Genomic DNA, 22,352 nt, shown 5'->3' on the forward strand with positions numbered 1-22,352 from the left:
AATAAAGACATTTAATTAAATGGCGGTGGGTTATCAATCAGATCCCAAGGATTAGATTCTAGTTCAGGAGAAAAGGGTGTTAATTGTCTACCTGATGGGGTGTCTGAATCGGGGGTGTCTGAATCGGGGGTGTCTGAATCGGGGCTGATCAAAGGTGCAGGTTCTGGTTGAGGAAGAAGCACCCTTTCAATCAAAATGGAACGTTGAACCTGTTTCCCGTCAGTATTAGTGACTCTGAGAGTCAGGGTATCTTGTCCGGACTGAGGCGCAATGGGATAGGTCAAATTTCCACGGTTAGGAACCACACCTGGAACCGGGAGTAACTCGGTTTGTAGGTCGCCACTACCACTAACTTCCCATGATAAATTCAAAGGTGATGGAGAAGTTTCAGGGTCTATAATAACGACATATTTTAGGGGAGCATCCTCACCATTAATTTGAAAATTATTGATTTGAGGAGGAGCAACGGGGCGTGGTCGGATACGAATGCGATCGCTTTTAACAGATGTGGCATTGGCGGCTAAATTACTCTGATTAACAGGTATTAACTCAAAGATATAATCTCCGGGTTCTTGGGCGGAAGTGGGAACATTACGACAGGTAAGCTGTTCAGCATTTAACTGGCAGTTATTCTGAAGAACTGGGGGAATACTACCATTAAAAGGATAGAGAACTTCGGGAACTGTGACAATTCCCTCTGGTGAGCGCCCGATGATCCGAACACCTAGTAAATGTTGAGGATTTTTGATGTTCCAATTTAAACGAATAGGATTTGTCCCCGTCTGAGAGTTGGATGTTTCTGCCTGAAAATTGGTAATTTCTGGGGCTAATGGTGGTTGAATAGCGATCGCATGAATTTGTCGAGATGGCTCTGTTTCGGCCAGGCGGGAACGCTGAATAGCTGTCAACTCAAAATTATAGCGTCCTGGGTCTGGTAGTGAGATCGCGATATTATCGCAAACCAATTGTTTCCCGGTAACTTGGCATTTATCTTGTAAGGCCTGGGGAATTTGTCCATCAAAGCGATATGTAATCTTGGGGAAATTAACCAACCCTTCCGGGGATAAACTCCGTAACTCCAACTGTTGAAGTTGTGCGGCATTATCAATCACCCATTGAAACTCAATTTGTTGCTGTTCACCAACGCGATAAGTAGCTTTGCGGGAAGCAAAAGTAGTAATCCGTGGCGGTGGTGGCGGTTCCCACACAATGGGGTCAGCTTTGCGACTGTCGGCTACCTCTGCGGGGGAGTCCGAAGAAATGACCTGTAATTCAAAAATATAAGTGTCGGGTTTTTCCAATTGTAGCGATAACCCCCGACAGGTCAAAATCCCATCCCAATCAACCTGACAGGGACCGAGTAAATCTTCGGAAAATTCATCAGGACTGACAGTATAGGTTTTCTGGGGAAAATTAACGAAGCCATCAGGAGAGCGACCCACCAATGTTAAGGTTTCGACTTGCGCGCCATGGAGAACCTGAAAACTCAATTGTGCGATCATTGGCTCGGGGTCAGAGAAAAAACCACTGTTAGGAAGGCTGTTATTGTTGGCGCGCGGATTATCAACCTGTTCTGGTGGCAATTCTCGGCGCTGCTGACTACTTAATCTGGCTGTGAAATTGGTAATTTGGGGAATAGGTAGAGGTTCAATCCTAATTAAACTGGTCTTTGCTAATTGAATATTGTCAATATCCTGTTTAGGAAACAACCTTAACTCAAAAATATACTCTCCGGGACGACGAGCATCAGTGCGAATGTTGTAGCATCGCAATACCTGTTCTAGGGTACACAAAGAAGCCAACTCATCGGGAATACCCCGACTAAAATCATAGGTAACGGCAGCACTGGAAATACTACCATCAGGAGATTTGCCAACAATTTCTATAGCACGGATTTCCCGAGTCGGCGGTCCAATTACCCAACCCAAATAAATAAAATCGTCATTAGCGGCGGCGTAGTTGAGGGACTCGGATCTAAACTCTAAAATCCGAGGGGGGGTGGGAGGCTTAAAAAAAACGGACCAGATCGCGAAAATCAAGGCAGCGATCGCTCCGAGTCCCAGCAAACAGGCAACCAACAACTGCCACCAGGGGCGAGGCTCCCAAATTAGAGTACCATTGATACGATCTTGAGGGAGGGGTAAGCGGTGCAAATCTTGGGGTTCCAAATAAAACTCAAATAGCCGTCCCCGTCCCCACCAAGGTCTGTACCACCAGTGTTTTGGCATGACCTCGACAGACATTTCCACACTCTCCTCTGGGAGTAGCCGAAACTCATCTGGCATCAGAGTATACAGACAATTTTCTACCTCTCCCTCTTCTCTGGGATTAAACCGCAGTTGGCGATCGGTATTACCCCGGTTTTGGATTTGCAGTTGAAACTGTCCGCTTCCGGTGCGAATGCGACCCACGATGGTCTGTAGATCCCACACCAAATCATAGTTAGGCTTAATGTGAAGGTGGAGGATATCCAACAGGGCTAAATCAGGAAGATTTTCGGAGTTCAGTGACAAGGTGATGGCATATCGCCCCCCATGAACGTCCACGGGTAGGTTTAACTTTAACTTAATCTCTCCGATCGCCCCAGGATTGAGGGCTAAACTATCAGTGACGACTACTAAACCCAAATCATTCAAGCCTTCTGGGTATTCGATCTCTACCCATTCGGGGGGGACATCGGTACAGTGCAACCGAAACCGATCCACTCGCCGCGTGCGGTTATTGACTATTACACTGACGGTTAACGGCTGTCCTGGTATGGCGATCGCTGGTTCAGTTGATGTGGTGTGTGGTATCAGGCTAAAAGTGGGATCATCGAGTTGCACCGCTGACGCTAATTGTGGGAGTACCTGAAGATTAGCTTGGTGGTGGATGGGGGTATCTTCTGGGTAGTGTAATGGTGCATCTACAACGAGCAAGTAACTATAAATTCCGGGAGTCGCCTGGGGGGGAATAGGACATTCAAAGACTACTTCGGCACTTTGCTGAGGACTTAGGGCTAATCGTTGTTGAGGCGTGCGACACCATTCCCATACTGATGCAGAGGTTTGATCAATATAAAGGTCAATAATCGCACCGATAATACCCTGATTAACTACGGTGATATGCAGCTCGAAGGTTTCCCCTGCGGATATAGCAAAATCCCCAGATGGGTTGGCAATTAGGGTTAGGGATTTTCCCAAAGTCGGCAGGTCGGGTTCCAGAACCCCCTCGACGATTTGGTTAGGTTGTTGTCGGCCGTTATATGAAAGTTCTGTACTGCTCATGGCTCAGTCAATCAAGAATAATAGATAATTAATAGTTGTTCTACCTGTGCTAATTACAGAGAGTGGCAGGTTGTTGAATGCGGTGAAGGTTAACTTGGTGATCTCTACTTCCTGTGATCATGTGGAGGTAGGAGCCAATGGCAATCATATCTAGACTGTTTTTTGGGTAACGCGATCGCGCGATCGCCTCACCCGCGAGATGTTGGGTAGATCGCTCTCCAGAGCGCTGCAATGGCCACAGCATAACCTCTCCGTCATCTCCGGTACTGGCTAAATAGCAGCCATTAGCCGTCAAAGCTAGAGAACGGATGGGCTGGCCCCCGTGAGCTTGCCACTGATCTATAATTTGACAAGTGGCGGACTGGTTGGTTAAGCATTCTCTGAGATTCCAGAGACTGATGGAACCGCGATCGTCTGCTGTAGCCAGCAAAAAAGGTTGATCTGCTGCTGTAGCTAGAGAGGTGATGTATTCATCTTGTCCCCCTGCTGGGTAGGGAACAGTTCGCAACCCTTCATTACCGCCGGTGGTATCCCAAAGCACCAATTGGTTATAGCGACCAGCGATCGCCAGAGTTTCCTGTCGTGGCCCTACGGGGGCGATATCATAAATAGCGAAATCAAATTCCTGAATTAACTGAGGTTCCTCAACATTAGTGAGATTTACCGTGGGTCCCACATACCATTGCAAGATTAAACCGCTGCCGTGGGCGCTGAATAAATACTGGGAATTTTGACTATAAGCCAAAGCCATGACCCGATCATCCCGGCGATAGGACAGGGAGCGCCGGGGGCTGTCAGTGGAGCGGAGCAAGTCCCAAATCTGAATTTCGCCGTTTTCCAACCCCACAGCCACCTGATCATTATCCACAGGGCGATACAAACCTGTGCGCCCCGCTTTCCCCAAATTCCGCAACCAACCGTTATGTCGCAGTCTATTTCCCTGAACCCGCCACCCCCGCAGAGTCTGGTCATTGGAGGTGCTAATCGCCATATCCCCCAAACCGTTAAACCTAACCACATTGACGGGAGCAGTATGGTAGTTAAGCCGGAAAGCAGCATACAAAAACCACCAAATACCACCTAAAATCAGTAGTGCGATCGCCACCTGTAACCACCGGGGAATAATGGGTAACAGTCTCAACTCCAGAATTGGCAATGGTTGTGGATGCTCACTGTCGGAACCATAATCCTCTGAAGGTCTGGTCGTCGTCAATTCATCAATTCCCCCTACCCTAGGGGAAATTTTGGTTTCTAACCTTTGGAGTGGGTCGGTTAACTCCCCTGTAGGTCTGACCGCCAGAGAACCAGCCCCCACTTTGCCTTCCCAGCCTACTTCAATGGTCTGTGTTCGACCCAAACCCCACCAAGGTCGTTTGCTATAGGCGAGAAGTTCCACAGTTTGGATTTCTCCAGGCTCCAAACTTACCTGTTCGGGAATAATCGAAAACTCATTGATAATCGGATCTTGGGTCTGGGGATTGTTGATAATTTCTACGGTTCCCCCTTGGGGATAATTAGAATTATTGGTAAATTCCAATTGGTAAACTGCGGGATCTATACCCCACTGAGGTAGCCATGGCCGAAGTGCTGGTTGTCGTTGCTGTTTAGGAAAAGCGTCAAATTCTAAGGTTCCTGTGGGTAAAACCTCTATACTGCCAGTACAGGAGGCTTCTGTGGTTGTCCTCGCGCTCAACTGACTGAGGCTTGAACCGGCCCCTACGGGTGAATTATGGTTAGCTGAAACACACCTAATGGTAAAGGGATAGACTCCCGCTAGAGCTTGTAAAATTTCGGGAACTTTGCAGGTAAAGGAGTAATTCTGACTCTGCTGGGGGGGAAGGTTGAGGGGGGTTTGATTATCCAACAGCAACCATTCCCGCTTAGGGCTAATAACCGATAAAATTAGAGCGATCGCCTTTTGACTGTTATTGTGGATACCGACTAAAATTTCCACTTCGTTATTGGGCAGAGTCTGAATGTGGCTGGTGGGGAGTTCCACTCGAAAGGGACATTCTCCCAATCCCTGCATAACATTCAGCCTGAGAATGTGACGTTCTTCCTTCCCAAGTTCGAGGGAAAATACTTTCACTGTGAGATTAACTAACCCCACAAATCCGGGAATTGGCGATCGTAGCACTTTTACCTGAAACTTGGTTTGGTCCCCTGGTGGTTTTTTGCTACAGACTTCCGGTGTAACTTGATACCAAAGCCATTGGCGATCGGATTCGACTCCTGCGGCTGATATCTCTAGTTGAAAGCTACTCATGAATTGACTGTCATTGATCACCACCACATCAAATGTAGTACCCTCTCCAGAAGGGTCTAGGGTTAATTCCTTAGTAGAGATATCTGTGTTCATGATTCACGTTATCAGGTCGCTAGAAGAATTGATAATTGCTGGTCGTACTGCTACACGCGGTTTTGTCTAGCCTGTCTGGCTCGCTCCATCAATTCCTGAAAGCGCACAGTAGGATCAAGGTTTTGATGGCTCGCGCGTCGCCATTGTTCTTGCTGGCGATGCAATTCCACTAACTCCTCGCTCATGCTTTTCTCACGAGCCTGGACAATTGCTGCCATTTCCACAAAGGCTTGACCCAATTCGGCCATTTCATCAGAGCGCGAAATAGTAGATTCAAGCATTTCTGGGTCGAAGGAATTAGCTTTGATAGCTTTCGCTCCCGCGTGTAGATTATCGATGGGTTTGATAATCCACCAAGAGGCGATCCCCCCCAGTGTAATCGCTACCACCGTCACACCCAAGCCGATAATCATCGTAAACCGAAGGTTGTTATAAATCAGTTCCATAAAATCGGATTCGGGAATCACCACAACAATTAGCCAATCCAAACCCATACTTTCCATGGGAGTCACCTGTAGCAATTGGCGTTCACGATTCAATCGAAAGCGAGAGGAAATCGGTTGTTGAATTTGGTTCAGGCTTAACTCAGTATCGAGTAAGTGTTGGACTGTAGAGCGGATCACCGGTTCTTGACTTTCGAGGGCGAGTAATCGTCGTTGTTGACCATTTTCATTCAAAAAGGGTTGTTCGTCTGTAGAACTGGCTACTAAATTTCCGGCGCGATCCATAATAAATGCGATACCCTGGGGGCTGATTTCCAAACTTCTCAAAAAATTGCTGAGGTCTTTCAAGCCCAAGTCGATACCCACAACTCCCATAGTATCACCTCCAGGACTTTTAACTGGAATTGTTGAGGTCATTCCTAGTTCTAATGTGGAGCCAAAAATATAAATGGGACTCCAACTTATTTCACCGATTTCTAGAGATGATCTGTACCAAGGGCGCTGTCTAGCATCGTACTGGGCTTCTAAGGTTCTGATTTTTTCGGCACGAACTCCGGCTGAATCAAGCTGATAAACACTTCGACCGGCAGCTTCGGCGGCATTTCCAATAACCAATGCTTGGGTTCCATCAGGCTGCTTTTGAACACCGAGAAAATCCCCGGTTTCAGTTCCTAGATAAATGTAATATAACCCATCGATCGCATCAACCTGATCATGAAAATAGCGGGTTAATAGTTCCCGATTATTGATATCAATTAAGTTATTTTCAATCGTGATCAGGTTTATGGTATTTACTATTTCTGGAACTTTCAGGTAGTTATCTATGTGTTTTTCAATGGAATTTATCGATTTTTGGCTCAATTCTGACATGAGACTATTGACAGCTTTTCTGCCACTATAAAAAGCTAAAACTCCTGTGGTAATGGTAGCCCAAAGCAAGGGTAATACTACTAATGCGGGAATGAAATGTCGGATAGAAATAATTTTTTTCATGGCTTTTCTTGGGGTTAAATTACTAGCTAATTGCATTTCTTTGACTGTTGGACAAATGATAATTTTCCGAGGCAAAATTAAGAATATTAATCCCTAATTCTTGGGCGCTGCGGATGGTTTCTCGGGATAATCCCTGATGACTATTTAACCCCCAACCCGAAGACAGACAGCCTATGGATATAATAATTTTGCCCCAATTTATCAGTCGGGTTGGCTCTCCATTAATTATTGGTAATTCATCAAATAAAAACGGATGGATTTTAATCGGGTCTTGAGCCGATATGGTTGCCATACTCGATATATTAATCCCCAGATATTGATGGGCTATATTTTGCAGAGGCTCTAAGGAGGATTCTAGGCGGTTTTGAAGTTCGGATTCACAGATAGTTAATTCTGAGGATAATTCCCTTCTGAATTCGGAAACTTGGGCAAATTGAATATCATTCAGAGCCTGTTTAAGTTCGCCGATCGCTGAATTAATATCAGCAATATTGACTTCGACCGATGAGGCTTCAATCAACAGTATGGTGCCTCTATCGCTGTAATATTTGAGATGATTGTATTCTGTTTCTCCCCAAGACAGCATCTGAGAATATCTCATATATAGCAAGCTATAGTCTCGCGGAATATCAGCCACCTGGGAAGTTAAGGTGATTTCTTCAACTGGTTCAGCATCCATAGTCATCGGTGCTAAAACTGAAAGCGATCGCAATAGATAAAATAGATTCTCCCCTACATAAAAATCTTCAGCAGTACCCTGTAAAACCCCTACCCGTATCCGAGTTTTTTGGGAGCGCGGTCGGACTCGCACCCGGTATCGTAAATCCAACTCATTTACATCAGGAGAAAAAACATCTGTGGCGGGTCTAATTTCGGTTAAATTAGCAGAAATAGCGATCCGACACAGTTCGATTTCCTGGGCTGAGGGGGGGGTATTTTTTTCATCGATCCTAAAACTTTCTGGCACCAATACTTGCTCTGACGCACGGTAGAGGGTTTCCGGATCCACATAGCGGAGAACTAAATAAACAGTAATTGGTTCTGTCCGACACTCGGAGCTAATCCGAAACTCGATAGGGCGATCGACAATAATCGGATTTCCGGTCAAATCGATGGCAATTCCCGGTTGAATTTGCACCCAGCGATTATCTCGATATTGGGCAGATATACTCTCTGGAGCATCGATTACACACACCCCTAACCCCCTAACTATCCCCGGTTGGTAAAGAGATTGATAATGGAGATTTTGTCGCGCTCGGTGGTATTCGTGCGATTGTCGCCAACGCTGGGCATTTAACAGCAATCCATCGTCAACTATCAAACGTTGGAGGGGATAAATTTCTGGCGGCGGGTAATCAGAGGAATTTCTCTCAGTGATGATCATATATTATTGTCCGAATCTATTTTTAGGTCATAAGTGCAGAAGGCTGGTGTCTGTGCTTCAATAACAGTGCGAACCAATTTTTCGTCAATAGTATCAGGATCGCACAGCAGTCGGACTTGAAAGTGAAAAGGTTTGCCACCGCCTAAAATGGTATCTATACCCAGATAGGAGCTGCCCATGACCGCCCCCTGGGTAAAGTTTTCCAGAATTGAAATGTGTTTGGACGCTTCCGGCAAATCTTCATCAAGAGGTAAACCAGTTACGAGGTGTAGGTAAAACCGCAGCCCCCGCCTAGTTCCCGAAGCACGATAAATCTCTAAAGCGTGGCGAATTAAACGGCGTTGCTGTTGGAGACTCAGAGTTGGGATGTTCTGCCAACCAACCCAGTGGGCTAAAAATGGCAACATACTTTCAGGGGCGGTGAGGGGATCTAGGTAGGCCCAGAGATGGCTGAATATTTGCAAATCTGGGTCGAGAGTGGTTTCAATAATTTTCAGGAATCGACCGACCAAATCGATTTCCCGATAAATTTGCGGTAGTAGGTTGATATATGGCGATCGCGGTCGCACAAATAGGTCAAACTCGATAAATTCCAAAAGTGGCTCATTGGTGTCCGACTGGTTATTAACATAACTGCCATAAACATTAAAGCGACCAGAATAGTTGAGTTGCAGTCCCTCGGTATTCATAGAAAGCTCCTCTGTCTCGAAAAAATTGCGATCGACTCCAAAAGAGAGAACTACTGACCGCCGTTCTCCGGGTGACAGCACGGCTTCGGGAAATTCACTCCTACCCCAGTGGTGGGGAAAATTCCCCGACAAGCTACAGGTGAGATGTAATGGCTGGGTATCTAAGTTTTCCAGGTCAATGACGATTTGGCTGGTTTCTCCAGGAATGAGTTGGATCGCGGGACTTGCTGGTTCCAGTTGAGAGAAAGTACCATTAAATTCAGATAACTGAGCGGGTTCTGTTTCGGGAAAGTCGATCGAGACAATATCTAATAGGACAGATTGTTGATCAGGAACTAGGGCCATAATTCAGATAGCATCTTAATAGATAATATTGATAATGTGACTCCAACCCCCTGCCACATCAGACCAGGAACAGATAGTGCCGTTAGAACCAGGGTCAATGATGGCTGTAGGTTGTCCCCGCACCCACCGCCCGCCCTGACGGCGGATCGGAAAGAGTTGCACAGCCCCCAAGCTGATCACAGTAGGAAATTGCTGTAGTAGGGCGATGATATCGGCTGTATACAGGGGCTGACCGAATGGCCAACCTTGGGATTGAGCGCCGCCAATGATGGGGTTAAGGAACCGATACAGAGCTATTTGCAATTGCGATCGCATCTCTTCCCGGGCGTTGGGGTTGTTGTATTGCGCTCCGATAGTGATTTCGGCGGCGACGACGACTCCCACATACTCTGGTTCGCGACATTTTACTTGTATCCCCAGCAGGCGACGTTCATCAAGGTAGCTGAGAACCTGGCGATTGAGTTCGGAACTGATGGCTAATTCATCGGGAGAAATGCCGACTCCTTGTTCGATACCTAGCAAACTGGTGCGGGGTATCAACAGCAATTCAACGGTTCCCGCTTCCCCAGGACTTGCCCTGAGACAGCGAGAGCGGGCGATCGCTCCTTGTCCTGCTACTATTGCTAGGGTTTCAAAGTCTTCGGGGGTGACAGCGCGATCGCGGGTTCGCAACATTTGGGGGACGCGAATGGCGGCCATCTCCAAGGATTCGGCATCGGAACCAGATCGGGCTGGAATATGGTTGACCACAGCCCCGACGTAGGGTACAGCAGTTTTCATCACGGTGATGGTTCCGGGTTGGACGTTCCCCTTGACTCCTCCTCCGGTACGATAGCGAACCATTTGCACAGCGGCTCCGGCTGGGGGTATAGCACCATACTGTCGCTTTTGATGGTCGGCGGGTAAAACTGCCCTAGAGTTGCCTGTGGTTTGCCACAGAGCGCGATACTCGGTTTCTCGCACTAGTTGAGTCGGTTCGCTCACCTGGGGTCCAAATTGTACTATTCCGGTTAGGGAGTCGATCACATAGTGGCGATCGTCCGGTCGGGAATTGGAAAAGTCCGGGACTTCTTCCCAAGTTTGAGGTAGTTCTCCGGTCGGGGTAACAGTTAGGTATTCTCCGGGGAGGCGAGCCAGCACCGGGGTGCGTTGGAGTCGGTATGCTAGGCCTGGAGTCCCGTCGCTCACTCCTAGTAATTCGTCGCTGATTACTTGACACTGGGTGGCTATGGTGCTTCCTCCGACCGCACGGGAACTGATGCCGACAATGCGGGGGGATGCACTATAAGGGGATTCGTCAGGGGTGGGTTCTGTGTAGACGCAGCGCAGCCAGCGACCTTGATAGGCGGTGAACTGGGCGACGGGAAATTCTACGGGTAAATGCAAAATAATATCTGATCCGCCTTGGGGGTTTCGACCCTGTTTGACTACATCTTGAAAACTGAAGCCTTGGCTTTCGTCGTCTGCTTCTGTCAGTAGGACTGATTGCCAGTATCTCCCATTCCAGGCTTCCCAACGACGAGGGGGATGGTCGGGGTTTATCCCTGTGGGCGTGGCTGCTTGGCCTCTGACTGAGAGAGCGATGACGTTGCCTTCAATGGTACTGTCAGGGTGAAAGACTAGGTAAAAACATTGCCCTGGTTCGGGGCGATCGCTAAACAACGACAGTTCTGGGCCAGACCATGTGCCATCTTCTGTCCTCGTCCACCAGTTCGTTAACCGATCGCGCAACATTTTTGGGGTCTCTTCTGGGGTTTCAGCGTGCAGAATGTGTCCGATCAGGGGTCTGCCAATAACTAACGGGCGAGCCGTACTAAATACGATTGATTCCGCATCAGGTAGCCTAGTGGTCGCTATTTCGATGCCTTCGGGGATGGTATAGGCTTCGGGAAGATCTGATACCAGATAAAAGGTGATTTCCGTTTGGGCGGGGTTGGGAGGCTGTAGGCGAATTCCTAGCAGTTCTAAAAATAGGACGTAGTTTCGCCTGGGAAGCTGGTTGAAGCGACTCAGCATCTGGTCCATCAACCATGCAAACAGTTCCAGCAAGGTTATCCCTGGATCGCTGGGGTTGTAGTTACTCCACTCGGGACAATAGCGAGGGATTCTTAACAAGCATTCTTGCAGCAGATCCTCATAGGTCCGATCATCTAGGCTGGCTTTGGGAAGGTTGGGTAAAAAGTTGAATACCATGGCAGCTTATTCCGGCTCTTTTTGCAGATAGAAAGGATAGACTAGGCTCCTCTTATCTTCACTGGGTTTGAGACTATAGTTAATCACTAAATCTACTCTCCCACCATCGGGGTCGGGAATCGCTTCTACGTCTCTCAGCATGATGCGCGGTTCCCACTGTTCTAAGGCTTCTTGCACGAAGATTCGCATTAACATCAGGGTTTCCGAGTTGATTGGTGCAAAGCTGAGTTCCCACAAACGACAGCCGAACTCTGGCCGGTTGACTCGCTCCCCAATATTGGTCATCAAAATTAGTAAGATCGACTCTCGGACGTTGCGATCGCCTGCACTCAAAGCCCAATTGCCTTGCTGATTTACGAACAGTGGAAAAGCCAATCCTTGACCTATATGCGCCGGGAAACGGGGTTGATTAATCATCTGAATTGTCTCAAATTCCTGGGGTCAATGTTTTCGGGGTTAATAGTTTTTAAAAGTAGAGTATATTCAAGTGGCTTTCAATCGCCTATTAAGTTATGATAATCCTAAAATACGGCAATTGATGAATCGTCAAATTTCCTGGTTTTAACCACCAGGCAGTTTGATAACTGATTCCTGCTTCTTTTCTGGGTTCTGACAGTTCCCGCGTCCGTATGTTATCAGATATGACTATATCTGAACTATATCCTTATTGAAACTTTACAACACCACAGCATAGAGGCTTATAGTCCCAGGGGCTACAAATTTTGAGCCTGTACAGCCTTAAATTCCCCCCAGGTCCACTTGAACGCCTCAGCTATAATATCGCTGGGTGGTTTTGGTTTGTGGTGTATCGTGTTTCCAGATGAAATCAGCTATATTTGTGGGTAGACTGTCTTGGTGGGGAGATTGAAATAAAACCGATCGCTGAACGATATTGGCATCAGCTAATCGTCTTTCCACGCGGGAGGGGATGCCATAGTTGTAGACTACATGACCCTTTCCGACAATAACTACCACGGTAAAGTCTGGGTTAGCTTGGACAAAATTGGCGATCGCATCAGCCATCGTTTCATCCCAAAGAACTTGGGCTTCCACAAAGCGATCGAACCCGCCCTCACTGCCTTGATGTTGGTGTTGCCTATAGACATTGTAGAGCATTTGCCGATAGTTTTCATTATCCGTCTTGATTTCCTCAATGGGGGGAATGTAGCGTTTGTGTTCAGTTTGTAGGCTGGCTAACCCCCCCGCCGCCACTTGTCGCGTCACCTCCGTGGGGGTATTAATGGCTAAAACCGGAAGTTGATTCTCCCGCGCAAATCTAACAATGGGGGCGTAATATTTCCAGGGAAAACCCCAACGTTGCAGATATTCCGTGTCCCGGACCAGTTGGGTTTCTGAGATCTCCCCCGCTAAATATTGATCTATCACTGACTGATAGGGACGCTGGAACATTTCCATGGCGATCGCTATTTGGGGATTGTGCTGATGCAATATTTGCAAAATCTCGAATTGGGCTTGATGGTCCAGGGTGTTGTCGTGGGTTTCCCCCAGATAGATGATGTTAGCCGTTTTGAGAGATTCTAAAATCTTTTGGCGATCGGACGAACTGACAGAAGCCGCGCGCGGAAACTCTGCTAAAGCCGGGGAGGATGGATACATAGTTGATAGTAGGGGAAACACCAAAAACAGTCCCAGGGAACAGGTGCAGAATCGAGTAATCAGTTGGACTTTCAGGATATTATGCTTTTTATACATTTTTTGGATGTGGTAAGTGCATATAAACAAAAAATCTGTAGCCTAGGCTACAAAATTACCAAAAATAAAGACTTAGGCTGAGTTTATGGTATTTAATAAATAGTGTAGCAATAGATTTTCGTCATTTCGATAATCTTGACATAAGTATAACTCCCCATTTTCAACTGATAAGTTGCGGTTTGGGGAGTCAGTTTGTCTTCACATATAAACAGAATAAATTTTCATCAAAATACCCTGTTATCAATGGTTACCTTTTTTGGTGATATCTACCATTTTTATGAATATCACTAATGGGGTGGTTAGCGCGCAATGCAGCCATAAGCTGAGGTTTGACGGCTTTCACCCACTGGTCAAAGTCAAAATTTTGATCATGGTTAGAATTAGGGAGAGTCGTGTGGTTGCGGTCAGTGCGGGTGGTACTCATAGGGATAGCTTATCAAGAGAAAAGATTGACTTATAATTAGCCTAGCGATATATCCCCAAATATTCAATACTAAATGCAAAACTTAACCCAAAATTAATCTGTGAAGAGTGGTAAGGATGGGTTGTAGCCGGGGGGACTAGGAGGAGTGAGCCGGGGTCAGGTGAGATTTCCTGGTTGATATGCGCCACCAATTTTGATAATTTGATAGGCTAACTAAATAGTGTTAGGAACCTGTAAAGAAGTGGATATTGTAATTGGGCGTGGCAAAAAGGCTCGTCGAGCATACGGAATTGATGAAATTGCCCTAGTTCCTGGCCATCGAACCCTTGATCCAAGTTTAGCGGATACCAGTTGGACTATTGGCAATATTAACCGAGAAATTCCGATTATTGCTAGTGCCATGGATAGCGTGGTAGACGTGAATATGGCGGTGAAACTGAGCCAAATCGGTGCGTTGGGGGTTCTGAACTTAGAGGGTATCCAGACCCGTTATGAAGATCCCAACCCGATTTTAGATCGGATTGCCTCGGTGGGAAAAACGGAGTTTGTGACCTTGATGCAAGAACTCTATGCTGAACCGATTAAGCCGGAACTGATTAAAAAACGGATTGCCGAAATTAAGGCTCAGGGCGGTATTGCGGCGGTTAGTGCTACTCCAGCCGGAGCCAGTAAATATGGCGGTACTGTTGCTGAAGCGGGAGCAGACTTATTTTTTGTACAAGCTACGGTGGTTTCAACGGCTTTTCTGTCCCCGGAATCGGTGACTCCCTTAGATTTGGCTCAGTTTTGTGCAAATATGCCTATCCCGGTGATTTTAGGTAACTGTGTCACATTAGAGGTGGCGCTCAACCTAATGAAAGCCGGAGCGGCGGGAATATTGGTAGGTATTGGACCGGGTGCGGCTTGTACTTCTCGTGGTGTGTTAGGGGTGGGAGTTCCCCAGGCGACGGCGGTGGCTGATTGTGCTGCGGCTCGTGATGATTTTTATCAGGAAACTGGGCGTTATGTTTCTGTGATTGCTGATGGAGGATTAATTACTGGGGGCGATATCTGTAAGTGTATTGCTTGCGGTGCTGATGGTGTGATGATTGGCTCTCCCTTTGCTCGTGCTGAAGAATCTCCAGGACGGGGATTTCACTGGGGTATGGCTACTCCTAGTCCTGTGCTTCCCAGGGGAACACGGATTCAGGTGGGTTCTACGGGAACATTAGAGCAAATTCTCCGGGGTCCGGCTCAGTTGGATGATGGGACACACAACCTGCTGGGAGCTTTAAAAACGAGTATGGGAACTTTGGGAGCGAAGACTATCAAAGAAATGCAGCAGGTAGAGGTGGTGATTGCTCCCTCGCTGTTGACTGAGGGTAAGGTCTATCAAAAGGCACAACAATTGGGAATGGGTAAGTAGCAATTATTGGGCTTTCTGTACCCGACTGGCTGATTTTTCCGGGGGGTGGTCTGATTAAGTATCGTAAAATTTAGTGTTACCCACTGGAATTATTTGCGAAAAAGTGCCACAATAGAAGTGGCGGAGACAAATGTTTCCGTTCACTCCTCACACCACACTCCGCCTGGACCTACGGTTCGGGCGGTTTCTTAATTGGGTAATCGTTTAGGTTAGCCAAAATTTTTGGCGATCGCCTGATATGATTAACTTCGATATGCTGTAGTCTTTTGTACAGCCTGGTATCAGAACCATCGGGACAAAATTGCTAATTCTGCCCCAGTTGGTTTGGTGGTAGAATGATTTACGATTTAGATTAAGGATTGGAAGGAATGTCAACAGCCGTAGAAGTTACTGATAGCACCTTTGAGCAGGATGTACTGGAAAGCGAACTTCCGGTGCTGGTGGATTTCTGGGCTCCCTGGTGTGGCCCGTGTCGCATGGTCGCCCCTGTAGTTGAGGAAATTGCAGAGCAGTACGATGGACAGATTAAAGTTGTTAAGCTCAATACCGATGAAAATCCCCAGGTAGCAAGCCAATATGGAATTCGCAGTATTCCCACATTAATGATCTTTAAAGGCGGCCAGAAGGTCGATATGGTGGTGGGAGCGGTTCCTAAAAGTACCCTTGCTAATACATTAGAAAAGTACCTTTAAACCATGGGCTAGACCCGAAACTTGAGATTAAGGGCTTTATATGTGATAGGCTCCCAAAGAATCAGGTTTGAGCGGGATTAAAGGTTCTCCAACCTATCTCGACCCCTAATTAATGCGCGTAAGGTGTTACGGAAATTTCCCGCCATGAGGCAAACTATCCCTATCCTACCTGCACCATTAGTCAAGGCGGCGGGAGTGTCAATAAATAAAAAGCCTGTCTGTCAGGTCCAAGGTGGAGAGTCGGCAAGCGGGTTGTCCCGCCTGCCCCTTTTCCTGGAATTTTCAGCTATGATTGGTGGAATTTTGTAGATAGATAGCCCGGTCAAACTGCGAATATAGGGCGAATTGTTGTCAGTTGTTCTGATTTTATGAATGCTTCTGGAAATGGAGATACGCTGGCATCTCTCAAGAGAGAGATTAACGAACTCATTGATGAGCTACCGGAATTAAAGCACGAAAAATGGATTTTGCGATCGCTTTCTAGCCTGGTGCGTATAGCACAATCGGAGATTGAGTCCTTGGACTGGAAAATTCTCTCGGCTGCTGTGTTGGATATGGAACAGGGATTTGAGATTTTTTATCCTTATCGCCATGTTCGCAAAATCTGCATTTTTGGTTCGGCGAGAACTTCACCAAAAGCCCCAGAATATGATATGGCGGTAGAGTTAGCGCGTTCGATGACTCAGCAGGGATTTATGGTGCTAACAGGCGCTGGCGGCGGAATTATGGAAGCGGCTAATTTGGGCGCGGGTGCAGAGCGATCGTTTGGTTTAAATATCAAACTCCCCTTTGAGCAGTTTTCTAATCCCTACATTGAGGGAGATCCTAAGCTGATTAAGTTTAAGTATTTTTTCACCCGCAAATTGTTTTTTCTGCGCGAAAGTGACGCTTTGGCTATGTTTCCGGGTGGTTTTGGCACTTTGGACGAAACTTTTGAGGGTTTGACTTTGGCTCAAACGGGAAAGTTTGGCCCGGCTCCGGTGATTTTGATTGACCATCCGGGGGGAGATTATTGGTATGATTGGCAAGAATTTGTCAGAAAACAGCTTTTGCGACGGGGTTTGATTTCCCAGGATGACCCTAGTATCTACACGATTACAGATAGTTTGGCTGTAGCAGAGGCGGCGATCGCTGATTTTTACCAGGTGTATCACTCTAGTCGCTATGTGGGGGATTTATTTGTGATGCGCCTAAATTGTGAACTGAGTGATGAACAGGTAGAATATCTTAATCAAGATTTTCAGGATATTCTCTCGCGGGGACGCATAGAAAAAAGCCCCGCCCTTCCCAAGGAATTAGGAGATGAAACGGAACATCTACCCCGCTTAGTTTTTTATTTTAATCAACGGGACGTGGGGCGTTTATATCTTATGATTGCTGCTATCAATAAGATGGGGCAAAATTTACCAGGTGCATCTCATCCTGAACAGAAGTAGTCAGGGGAGGCCAAGAAAAACTAATTCCCAAATCGATATCCTTTTCCATAGACAGTGTGGACGAGGGGGACTTCGTTGGGTAGTTCGATTTTGCGCCGCAGGAGGCGAATTTGAGCGGCTAGGACGTTGCTGCTGGGTTTTTTATCTGTTTCTCCCCATAGGTGTTGGTGAATTTCGGTGTGGGTGAGGAGTTGTCCGGGGTGGCGCATGAGATACTCTAGTAATTGGCTTTCCTTTTCTGATAATTCGATCGCTCTTTGTCCACGATAGGCTAATTGAGTTTCACAATCGAATTGCAGATCACCGAATTCTAGGCGGTTAGAGGTGACTGCGACATCTAAAATAGGAGGGCGACGCAATAGCGCCCTGACTCTGGCTAGTAGTTCCCGCAGTTCAAAGGGTTTAACTAAATAGTCGTCTGCGCCTGCGTCTAGTCCTTTTACCCGGTCGTCTAGGGTATCTTTGGCGGTGAGAAATAGTATGGGGGTGCGGTTTTGCTGCGATCGCAATTGGGCGCAAATTTCTAATCCTGATTGATGGGGTAACATCCAATCAAGAATCAATAGGTCATAGTGATGGTTTTGGGCGAGGGTCCCGGCTTGTATACCTTCATAAGCCTTATCGACTGTATAACCTTCTCGACTGAGGGCGCGACTGAGGGAATTGGTTAATTCCACTTCATCATCTACAAGTAGAATCCGCATGAATATTAAGCTAAATTTGTTGACATATTGACGTACTCACGGCGCTAAAGCAGCGGTGATTCTGGGCGACTCATAGCAACTCGCCTCATGGTTTCGGGTCTAGGTCTCCCTGTCAACCCCAAAACAGTACATGGGGAAGGAAGAGGAAAAGGGTCTTTGAGGGCGAGGCTGCAACGGAAAGATTTAATAAGATTGTATCAATATTGTTCCAGTAAGGTTAAGCTAACTCATGGTTAAATAAATTTCCGAAGTTATTATGATTACTGTTGCACTTCCTAAAGGCGCTTTACTGAAAGATAGTATTGGTTTGTTCAAAGGGGTTGGACTGGATTTTAGCGCTTTTCTGGATTCGGCTAATCGCCAATTACAGATTGAAGATCCGACAAAAACGGCTAAGGCTTTGCTGGTACGAGCCCAGGATGTGCCTGTTTATGTAGAATATGGTCAGGCGCAATTGGGGATTGTGGGCTATGATGTTCTGCGGGAAAAAGGTTCTCAGGTGGCTTCTGTGGTTGATCTCCAATTCGGAGGATGTCGGATGTCGGTAGCTGTGAAAAAATCTAGCCCCTATAGTCGTCCGGTCCAACTCCCCCCCCATAGCCGAGTTGCTTCTAAGTTTGTTCACTGTGCGAGTGAATATTTTGAGAGCATTGATTTACCTGTGGAGATTATACCACTTTATGGGTCGGTTGAATTAGGGCCGATTACGGGAATGTCTGAGGCGATCGTGGATTTGGTGTCAACGGGTCGCACGCTACAGGAAAATGGCTTAGTGGAAATTGAGGTGTTGTTTCAAAGTACGGCTCAACTGATTGCTCATCCCCTCAGCTATCGGTTAAATTCTGATGGTTTAAATGAGTTGATTGCACAAGTGCGATCGCAGATTTTGGTAGCTGTCTAATCACTGAGCATTACTCACAGTTTACTCACAGTTTACTCACAGTGCGATCGCATACGTGGGGATGGTTTACGAGGTTGAGTGAATCGTGATTAGTTGTTGAGAAACCCTGACTAACTACCTGGGAGTAACAATAGTGTATTTCCCCCAGGGACTACGGGAGTGCATAGTCAGGGAAAACCATAACCACTGGCGGGTCAGGTTAGTTAAGAAAAACTTAATCTTCACCTGATCAAAAATGTGGTATAAATGATTGTATAAGCCATAGTTTATGGAATCCCTAAAACTACCAACTCCCCACAGGTGTCGGTATTATGGCTATTATTCGGTGCAATATTTATCATGAGGAGTCGTAAAAAATGACTAATGCTCAAGTTGTCCGAGAACAATTAAGCGCCACCGATCCGGCTAGTCCCTCTCTGCGTAATCCAGCCTTACTGACCCGCTACGATGATTATATTATTCAGCCTACCTTTCCCAATGCGAATGTTTCGATCGCTGTAGACGCATTTAATACAATGCAATATGACCCAATTGTGAAAGTTTTTCAACTTGGGCCTAATGATACTGCTCCTTTCCCTGGTCAAAGTCCGATCGCAGCCAATGACGATCGCGCCTTGGGAAACCGGAACGCCACTATTGCGCCAGGTCAGATTGAATTTGGTACAGGTTTAGGGGCACCGAGTACCCTGAGAGCCGATGGGGTTTCCCGGTATTTAGTGCGGGTAACAAGTTATGATCCTCTGCCGGATAATAGCACATTTCCCCCGACGGGAGAACTACCCCAAGACTATCAATTAGCGGTTAGTGTTGATTTAGGAAGTTTAAACCCTCCAGATATTGCTAATGGGGGAATTTTAGGACCTAATGAGTTTGCCGGCCCCGATGTCGATCCTTTGACAGGTGTAGCTAGATTCTGGGATGCTGAGGCGGGTTCCCATATTTTTACGGCTGATCAAATGGAAAAAAACACCTTAGCCAGCAATCCACAAAGATTTGTGAATGAGGGGTTTGAATTTGTATCAGAGGGAGATACAGTCCTACAACGCTTTAGAAACTCCCAGGGTGGTTTTTTCTATGCCAGCAATCCCGGGGAAATTAGTTTTGTGCAAACTCTGCAAGAATGGGTACCGGATGATCCCGGAACTCCGATTCGGGTTTTTTCGTCTCCCGTGCCTGGTGCATTACCCGTATTCAGAGCTTTTAATCTGGATACTAATGGTCATTTCTATACGATTGACCCCAATCAAGCAGCCTTTGCTAATAATTTACCTAATTTCGACGGTCAAGGGGTTTCATTCTATGCGCGACCGATTGCGTAAATGGGGAATGGGGTTCTGCGGAATTAACTATTAACTAAACAGTGGTCATCTTAACTCCCTGCTGCTAGAATTTAGGATAGCAGTAGGGATTTGCTATGAACAGGGGGGTTAATCAGCCCCGGAAAGGGCGATCGCCTTTTGACAAAATCCATAGCAGTGAGACCATTAGAATAATTAGCACTGATGAAAAAAATTATATTAGGATTAATAGTCTTTGCTTTAGTGATGATCACTCCAGCATTAGCAGAACAGCCTTTATTTGTAGCGTATCCTCCTAACCAACATAGGACTATATCGGATCGCATTTTTCTAATTGGCACCGCCGCCCCCCATGGTGAGGTATTAATCAATGGTCAAGTTATCGATCGCAGTCAAGGGGGACATTTCGCCCCCACTTTTCCTCTGGAATTAGGGGAAAATGAATTTATCCTCCGCCACGGTGATCAGGAAATTCGCCGCACTATTACCCGCCTTTCTAATCAACCACCTATCCCCGATGGAATAGCGTTTGTGCCGGAATCCTTGACCCCTTCTAGCCCCATTTCCCGACTGCCAGGGGAAATTCTTTGTTTTAGTGCGATCGCACCTCCTAACGCCGAAGTTTCCGTGGATATTGGGGGGGAAACTATCCCGCTATTTAAGCAAACTGAAAGTCGGCAACTTCCTGATAATAAGGCGGTTTTGACTGGCACCAACGAACCTATAAATATAGGGGGAAAGTTCGGGGGATGCGCCACTATTTCCCCAGATACTGATTTTGCTAATAATCGGAAGGCGATCGATTTAGGTCAACCCCGATATCAACTTATTCTCAATGGTGAAACCGTCACGCAAACAGCCACCGGAACCGTGTCTATTTTGTCTCCGACTCAATTTGAAATCGCCGAAGTAATTGTCGATGCAGGGGTCGCCAGAACCGGACCTAGCACTACTTATTCCCGTCTAACTCCGCTTCCCAAAGGAACCCGGTCGCGCATTACTGGTAGGGATGGAGATTATTTACGTCTGGACTATGGCGGATGGATAAAAGCGGATGAAACCCGGATTTTCTCCGGTTCTATTCCTCCTAATTCCATGATTCGCAGCGCTAGTGCGCGCCGAGATGGACAATGGACTAAGGTTTATTTTCCTTTACAAGTTCCGGTTCCGATTAGTATTAAACAGGGCGATCGAACTTTAACTATTACTCTGCATAATACAACTGCCCAAACTGATACTATCCGCTTTGATGATAACCCATTAATTGAACGGATGGACTGGCAACCTGTTCTCTCACCCATGGGAGAAACTCAAGCAGCGGTTGAATATACTTTCCATTTTAGAACTTCTCAGCAGTGGGGATATGAAGTTAATTATGCTGGCACAACTTTGGTTTTATCCCTTAAACATCCCCCCGAATTGGGTGCGTTAGATGATCAGAGTTTTCTGGCATCTATTCGCCGGGGAAGACCTCTAACCGGGGTGAAAATTTTACTAGACCCCGGACATGGTAGTGATGAGGATTTAGGCGCGAGAGGACCGACAGGATACCCGGAAAAAGATGTCGCTTTGATCATGTCTTCTCTGTTGCAAAGTGAGTTAATTAAACGGGGTGCAACGGTGTTTATGACCCGCGAGGGTGATGATGATTTATGGCCTCATGAACGGGTGGAAATGATTAATCAACAAAAGCCGGATCTGGCTTTTTCGATTCATTATAATGCCTTACCGGATAATGGAGATGCCATCAATACCAAGGGAGTTGGGATGTTTTGGTTTCATCCCCAAGCCCACAATTTAGCGGTTTTTCTGCATAATTATTTGGTGGAAAAATTGGATCGACCTTCCTATGGTGTCTTTTGGAATAATCTCGCCCTAACTCGTCCTTCTGTTACCCCTTCGGTATTATTGGAATTAGGGTTTATGATTAATCCCGAAGAGTTTGAATGGATTATTAACCCGGTTGAACAGCGGAAATTAGCGACTACTTTGGCTGATGCTATTGTGGAATGGGTACACTCTAGGGTAACAGATTCTTAATAATCGAAAACGCAAATAATTAATAATTAATAATTAATAATTAATAATTGTTAATTGTCGGGGCGGG

16 protein-coding genes are annotated in these 22,352 nt (G+C 46.5%); 6 read left to right on the forward strand and 10 right to left on the reverse strand.

The features are described from left to right. Window positions 1–11: 11 nt before the first annotated feature. From HFV01_RS15045 to HFV01_RS15085, 9 genes are all read right to left on the reverse strand, one after another. Complete coding sequence (locus HFV01_RS15045; protein WP_006626009.1) at window positions 12–3,266, reverse strand: COG1470 family protein; 3,255 nt, start codon at window positions 3,264–3,266, stop codon at window positions 12–14. Between the two features lie 49 nt (window positions 3,267–3,315). Beyond that, window positions 3,316–5,625 carry a hypothetical protein gene (locus HFV01_RS15050; RefSeq protein ID WP_006669021.1) on the reverse strand — a complete coding sequence of 770 codons (2,310 nt, stop codon included), beginning with the start codon at window positions 5,623–5,625 and terminating at the stop codon, window positions 3,316–3,318. A 50-nt stretch (window positions 5,626–5,675) separates the two neighbouring features. Then, window positions 5,676–7,097 (reverse strand): PDC sensor domain-containing protein, encoded by a 1,422-nt coding sequence (locus HFV01_RS15055; protein WP_046321747.1) that lies wholly within the window; start codon window positions 7,095–7,097, stop codon window positions 5,676–5,678. Beyond that, window positions 7,084–8,445, reverse strand: coding sequence for a hypothetical protein (locus tag HFV01_RS15060; RefSeq protein ID WP_193521249.1), 1,362 nt, complete (start codon window positions 8,443–8,445; stop codon window positions 7,084–7,086). The genes HFV01_RS15055 and HFV01_RS15060 overlap by 14 nt, the downstream gene beginning before the upstream one ends. Then, a complete protein-coding gene (locus tag HFV01_RS15065; RefSeq protein ID WP_006626013.1) occupies window positions 8,442–9,479 on the reverse strand; it encodes a phage tail protein in 1,038 nt (345 codons plus the stop codon). The genes HFV01_RS15060 and HFV01_RS15065 overlap by 4 nt, the downstream gene beginning before the upstream one ends. A gap of 15 nt (window positions 9,480–9,494) precedes the next feature. Then, window positions 9,495–11,672, reverse strand: a complete 2,178-nt coding sequence (locus HFV01_RS15070; RefSeq protein ID WP_006669024.1) for a putative baseplate assembly protein — start codon at window positions 11,670–11,672, stop codon at window positions 9,495–9,497. 6 nt (window positions 11,673–11,678) lie between these two features. Continuing rightward, window positions 11,679–12,089 (reverse strand): GPW/gp25 family protein, encoded by a 411-nt coding sequence (locus tag HFV01_RS15075; protein ID WP_006626015.1) that lies wholly within the window; start codon window positions 12,087–12,089, stop codon window positions 11,679–11,681. Between the two features lie 351 nt (window positions 12,090–12,440). Next, entirely contained in the window at window positions 12,441–13,385 is a 945-nt protein-coding gene (locus HFV01_RS15080) for a ChaN family lipoprotein (RefSeq protein ID WP_193520184.1), read from the reverse strand. Between the two features lie 247 nt (window positions 13,386–13,632). Beyond that, complete coding sequence (locus tag HFV01_RS15085; protein ID WP_006626017.1) at window positions 13,633–13,809, reverse strand: hypothetical protein; 177 nt, start codon at window positions 13,807–13,809, stop codon at window positions 13,633–13,635. Between the two features lie 241 nt (window positions 13,810–14,050). Here HFV01_RS15085 and HFV01_RS15090 point away from each other — a divergent pair, with 241 nt between their 5' ends. The 3 genes from HFV01_RS15090 (at window position 14,051) to HFV01_RS15100 (ending at window position 17,342) form a co-directional block, all read left to right on the forward strand. After that, a complete protein-coding gene (locus HFV01_RS15090) occupies window positions 14,051–15,214 on the forward strand; it encodes a GuaB3 family IMP dehydrogenase-related protein (RefSeq protein ID WP_035760216.1) in 1,164 nt (387 codons plus the stop codon). A gap of 368 nt (window positions 15,215–15,582) precedes the next feature. Further along, a complete protein-coding gene (gene trxA, locus HFV01_RS15095; RefSeq protein WP_006626020.1) occupies window positions 15,583–15,906 on the forward strand; it encodes a thioredoxin in 324 nt (107 codons plus the stop codon). A gap of 368 nt (window positions 15,907–16,274) precedes the next feature. Next, window positions 16,275–17,342 carry an LOG family protein gene (locus tag HFV01_RS15100; RefSeq protein ID WP_006669025.1) on the forward strand — a complete coding sequence of 356 codons (1,068 nt, stop codon included), beginning with the start codon at window positions 16,275–16,277 and terminating at the stop codon, window positions 17,340–17,342. Between the two features lie 20 nt (window positions 17,343–17,362). Here the strand turns inward: HFV01_RS15100 and rppA are convergent, their stop codons facing one another. Further along, window positions 17,363–18,046 (reverse strand): two-component system response regulator RppA, encoded by a 684-nt coding sequence (rppA, locus tag HFV01_RS15105; RefSeq protein ID WP_006626022.1) that lies wholly within the window; start codon window positions 18,044–18,046, stop codon window positions 17,363–17,365. 256 nt (window positions 18,047–18,302) lie between these two features. Here rppA and hisG point away from each other — a divergent pair, with 256 nt between their 5' ends. The 3 genes from hisG to HFV01_RS15120 all read left to right on the forward strand — a co-directional run bounded on the left by hisG (window position 18,303) and on the right by HFV01_RS15120 (window position 22,285). Then, window positions 18,303–18,947, forward strand: a complete 645-nt coding sequence (hisG, locus tag HFV01_RS15110) for an ATP phosphoribosyltransferase (RefSeq protein WP_006626023.1) — start codon at window positions 18,303–18,305, stop codon at window positions 18,945–18,947. A 356-nt stretch (window positions 18,948–19,303) separates the two neighbouring features. Continuing rightward, complete coding sequence (locus HFV01_RS15115) at window positions 19,304–20,266, forward strand: hypothetical protein (RefSeq protein ID WP_008050386.1); 963 nt, start codon at window positions 19,304–19,306, stop codon at window positions 20,264–20,266. A 183-nt stretch (window positions 20,267–20,449) separates the two neighbouring features. Next, on the forward strand, window positions 20,450–22,285 hold the full coding sequence (locus tag HFV01_RS15120) for an N-acetylmuramoyl-L-alanine amidase (RefSeq protein WP_193520185.1): 1,836 nt from the start codon (window positions 20,450–20,452) through the stop codon (window positions 22,283–22,285). The last annotated feature ends 67 nt before the right edge of the window (window positions 22,286–22,352 follow it).

Origin of the sequence: Limnospira fusiformis SAG 85.79 (assembly GCF_012516315.1) — a bacterium.
Classification (GTDB): Bacteria; Cyanobacteriota; Cyanobacteriia; order Cyanobacteriales; family Microcoleaceae; genus Limnospira; species Limnospira fusiformis.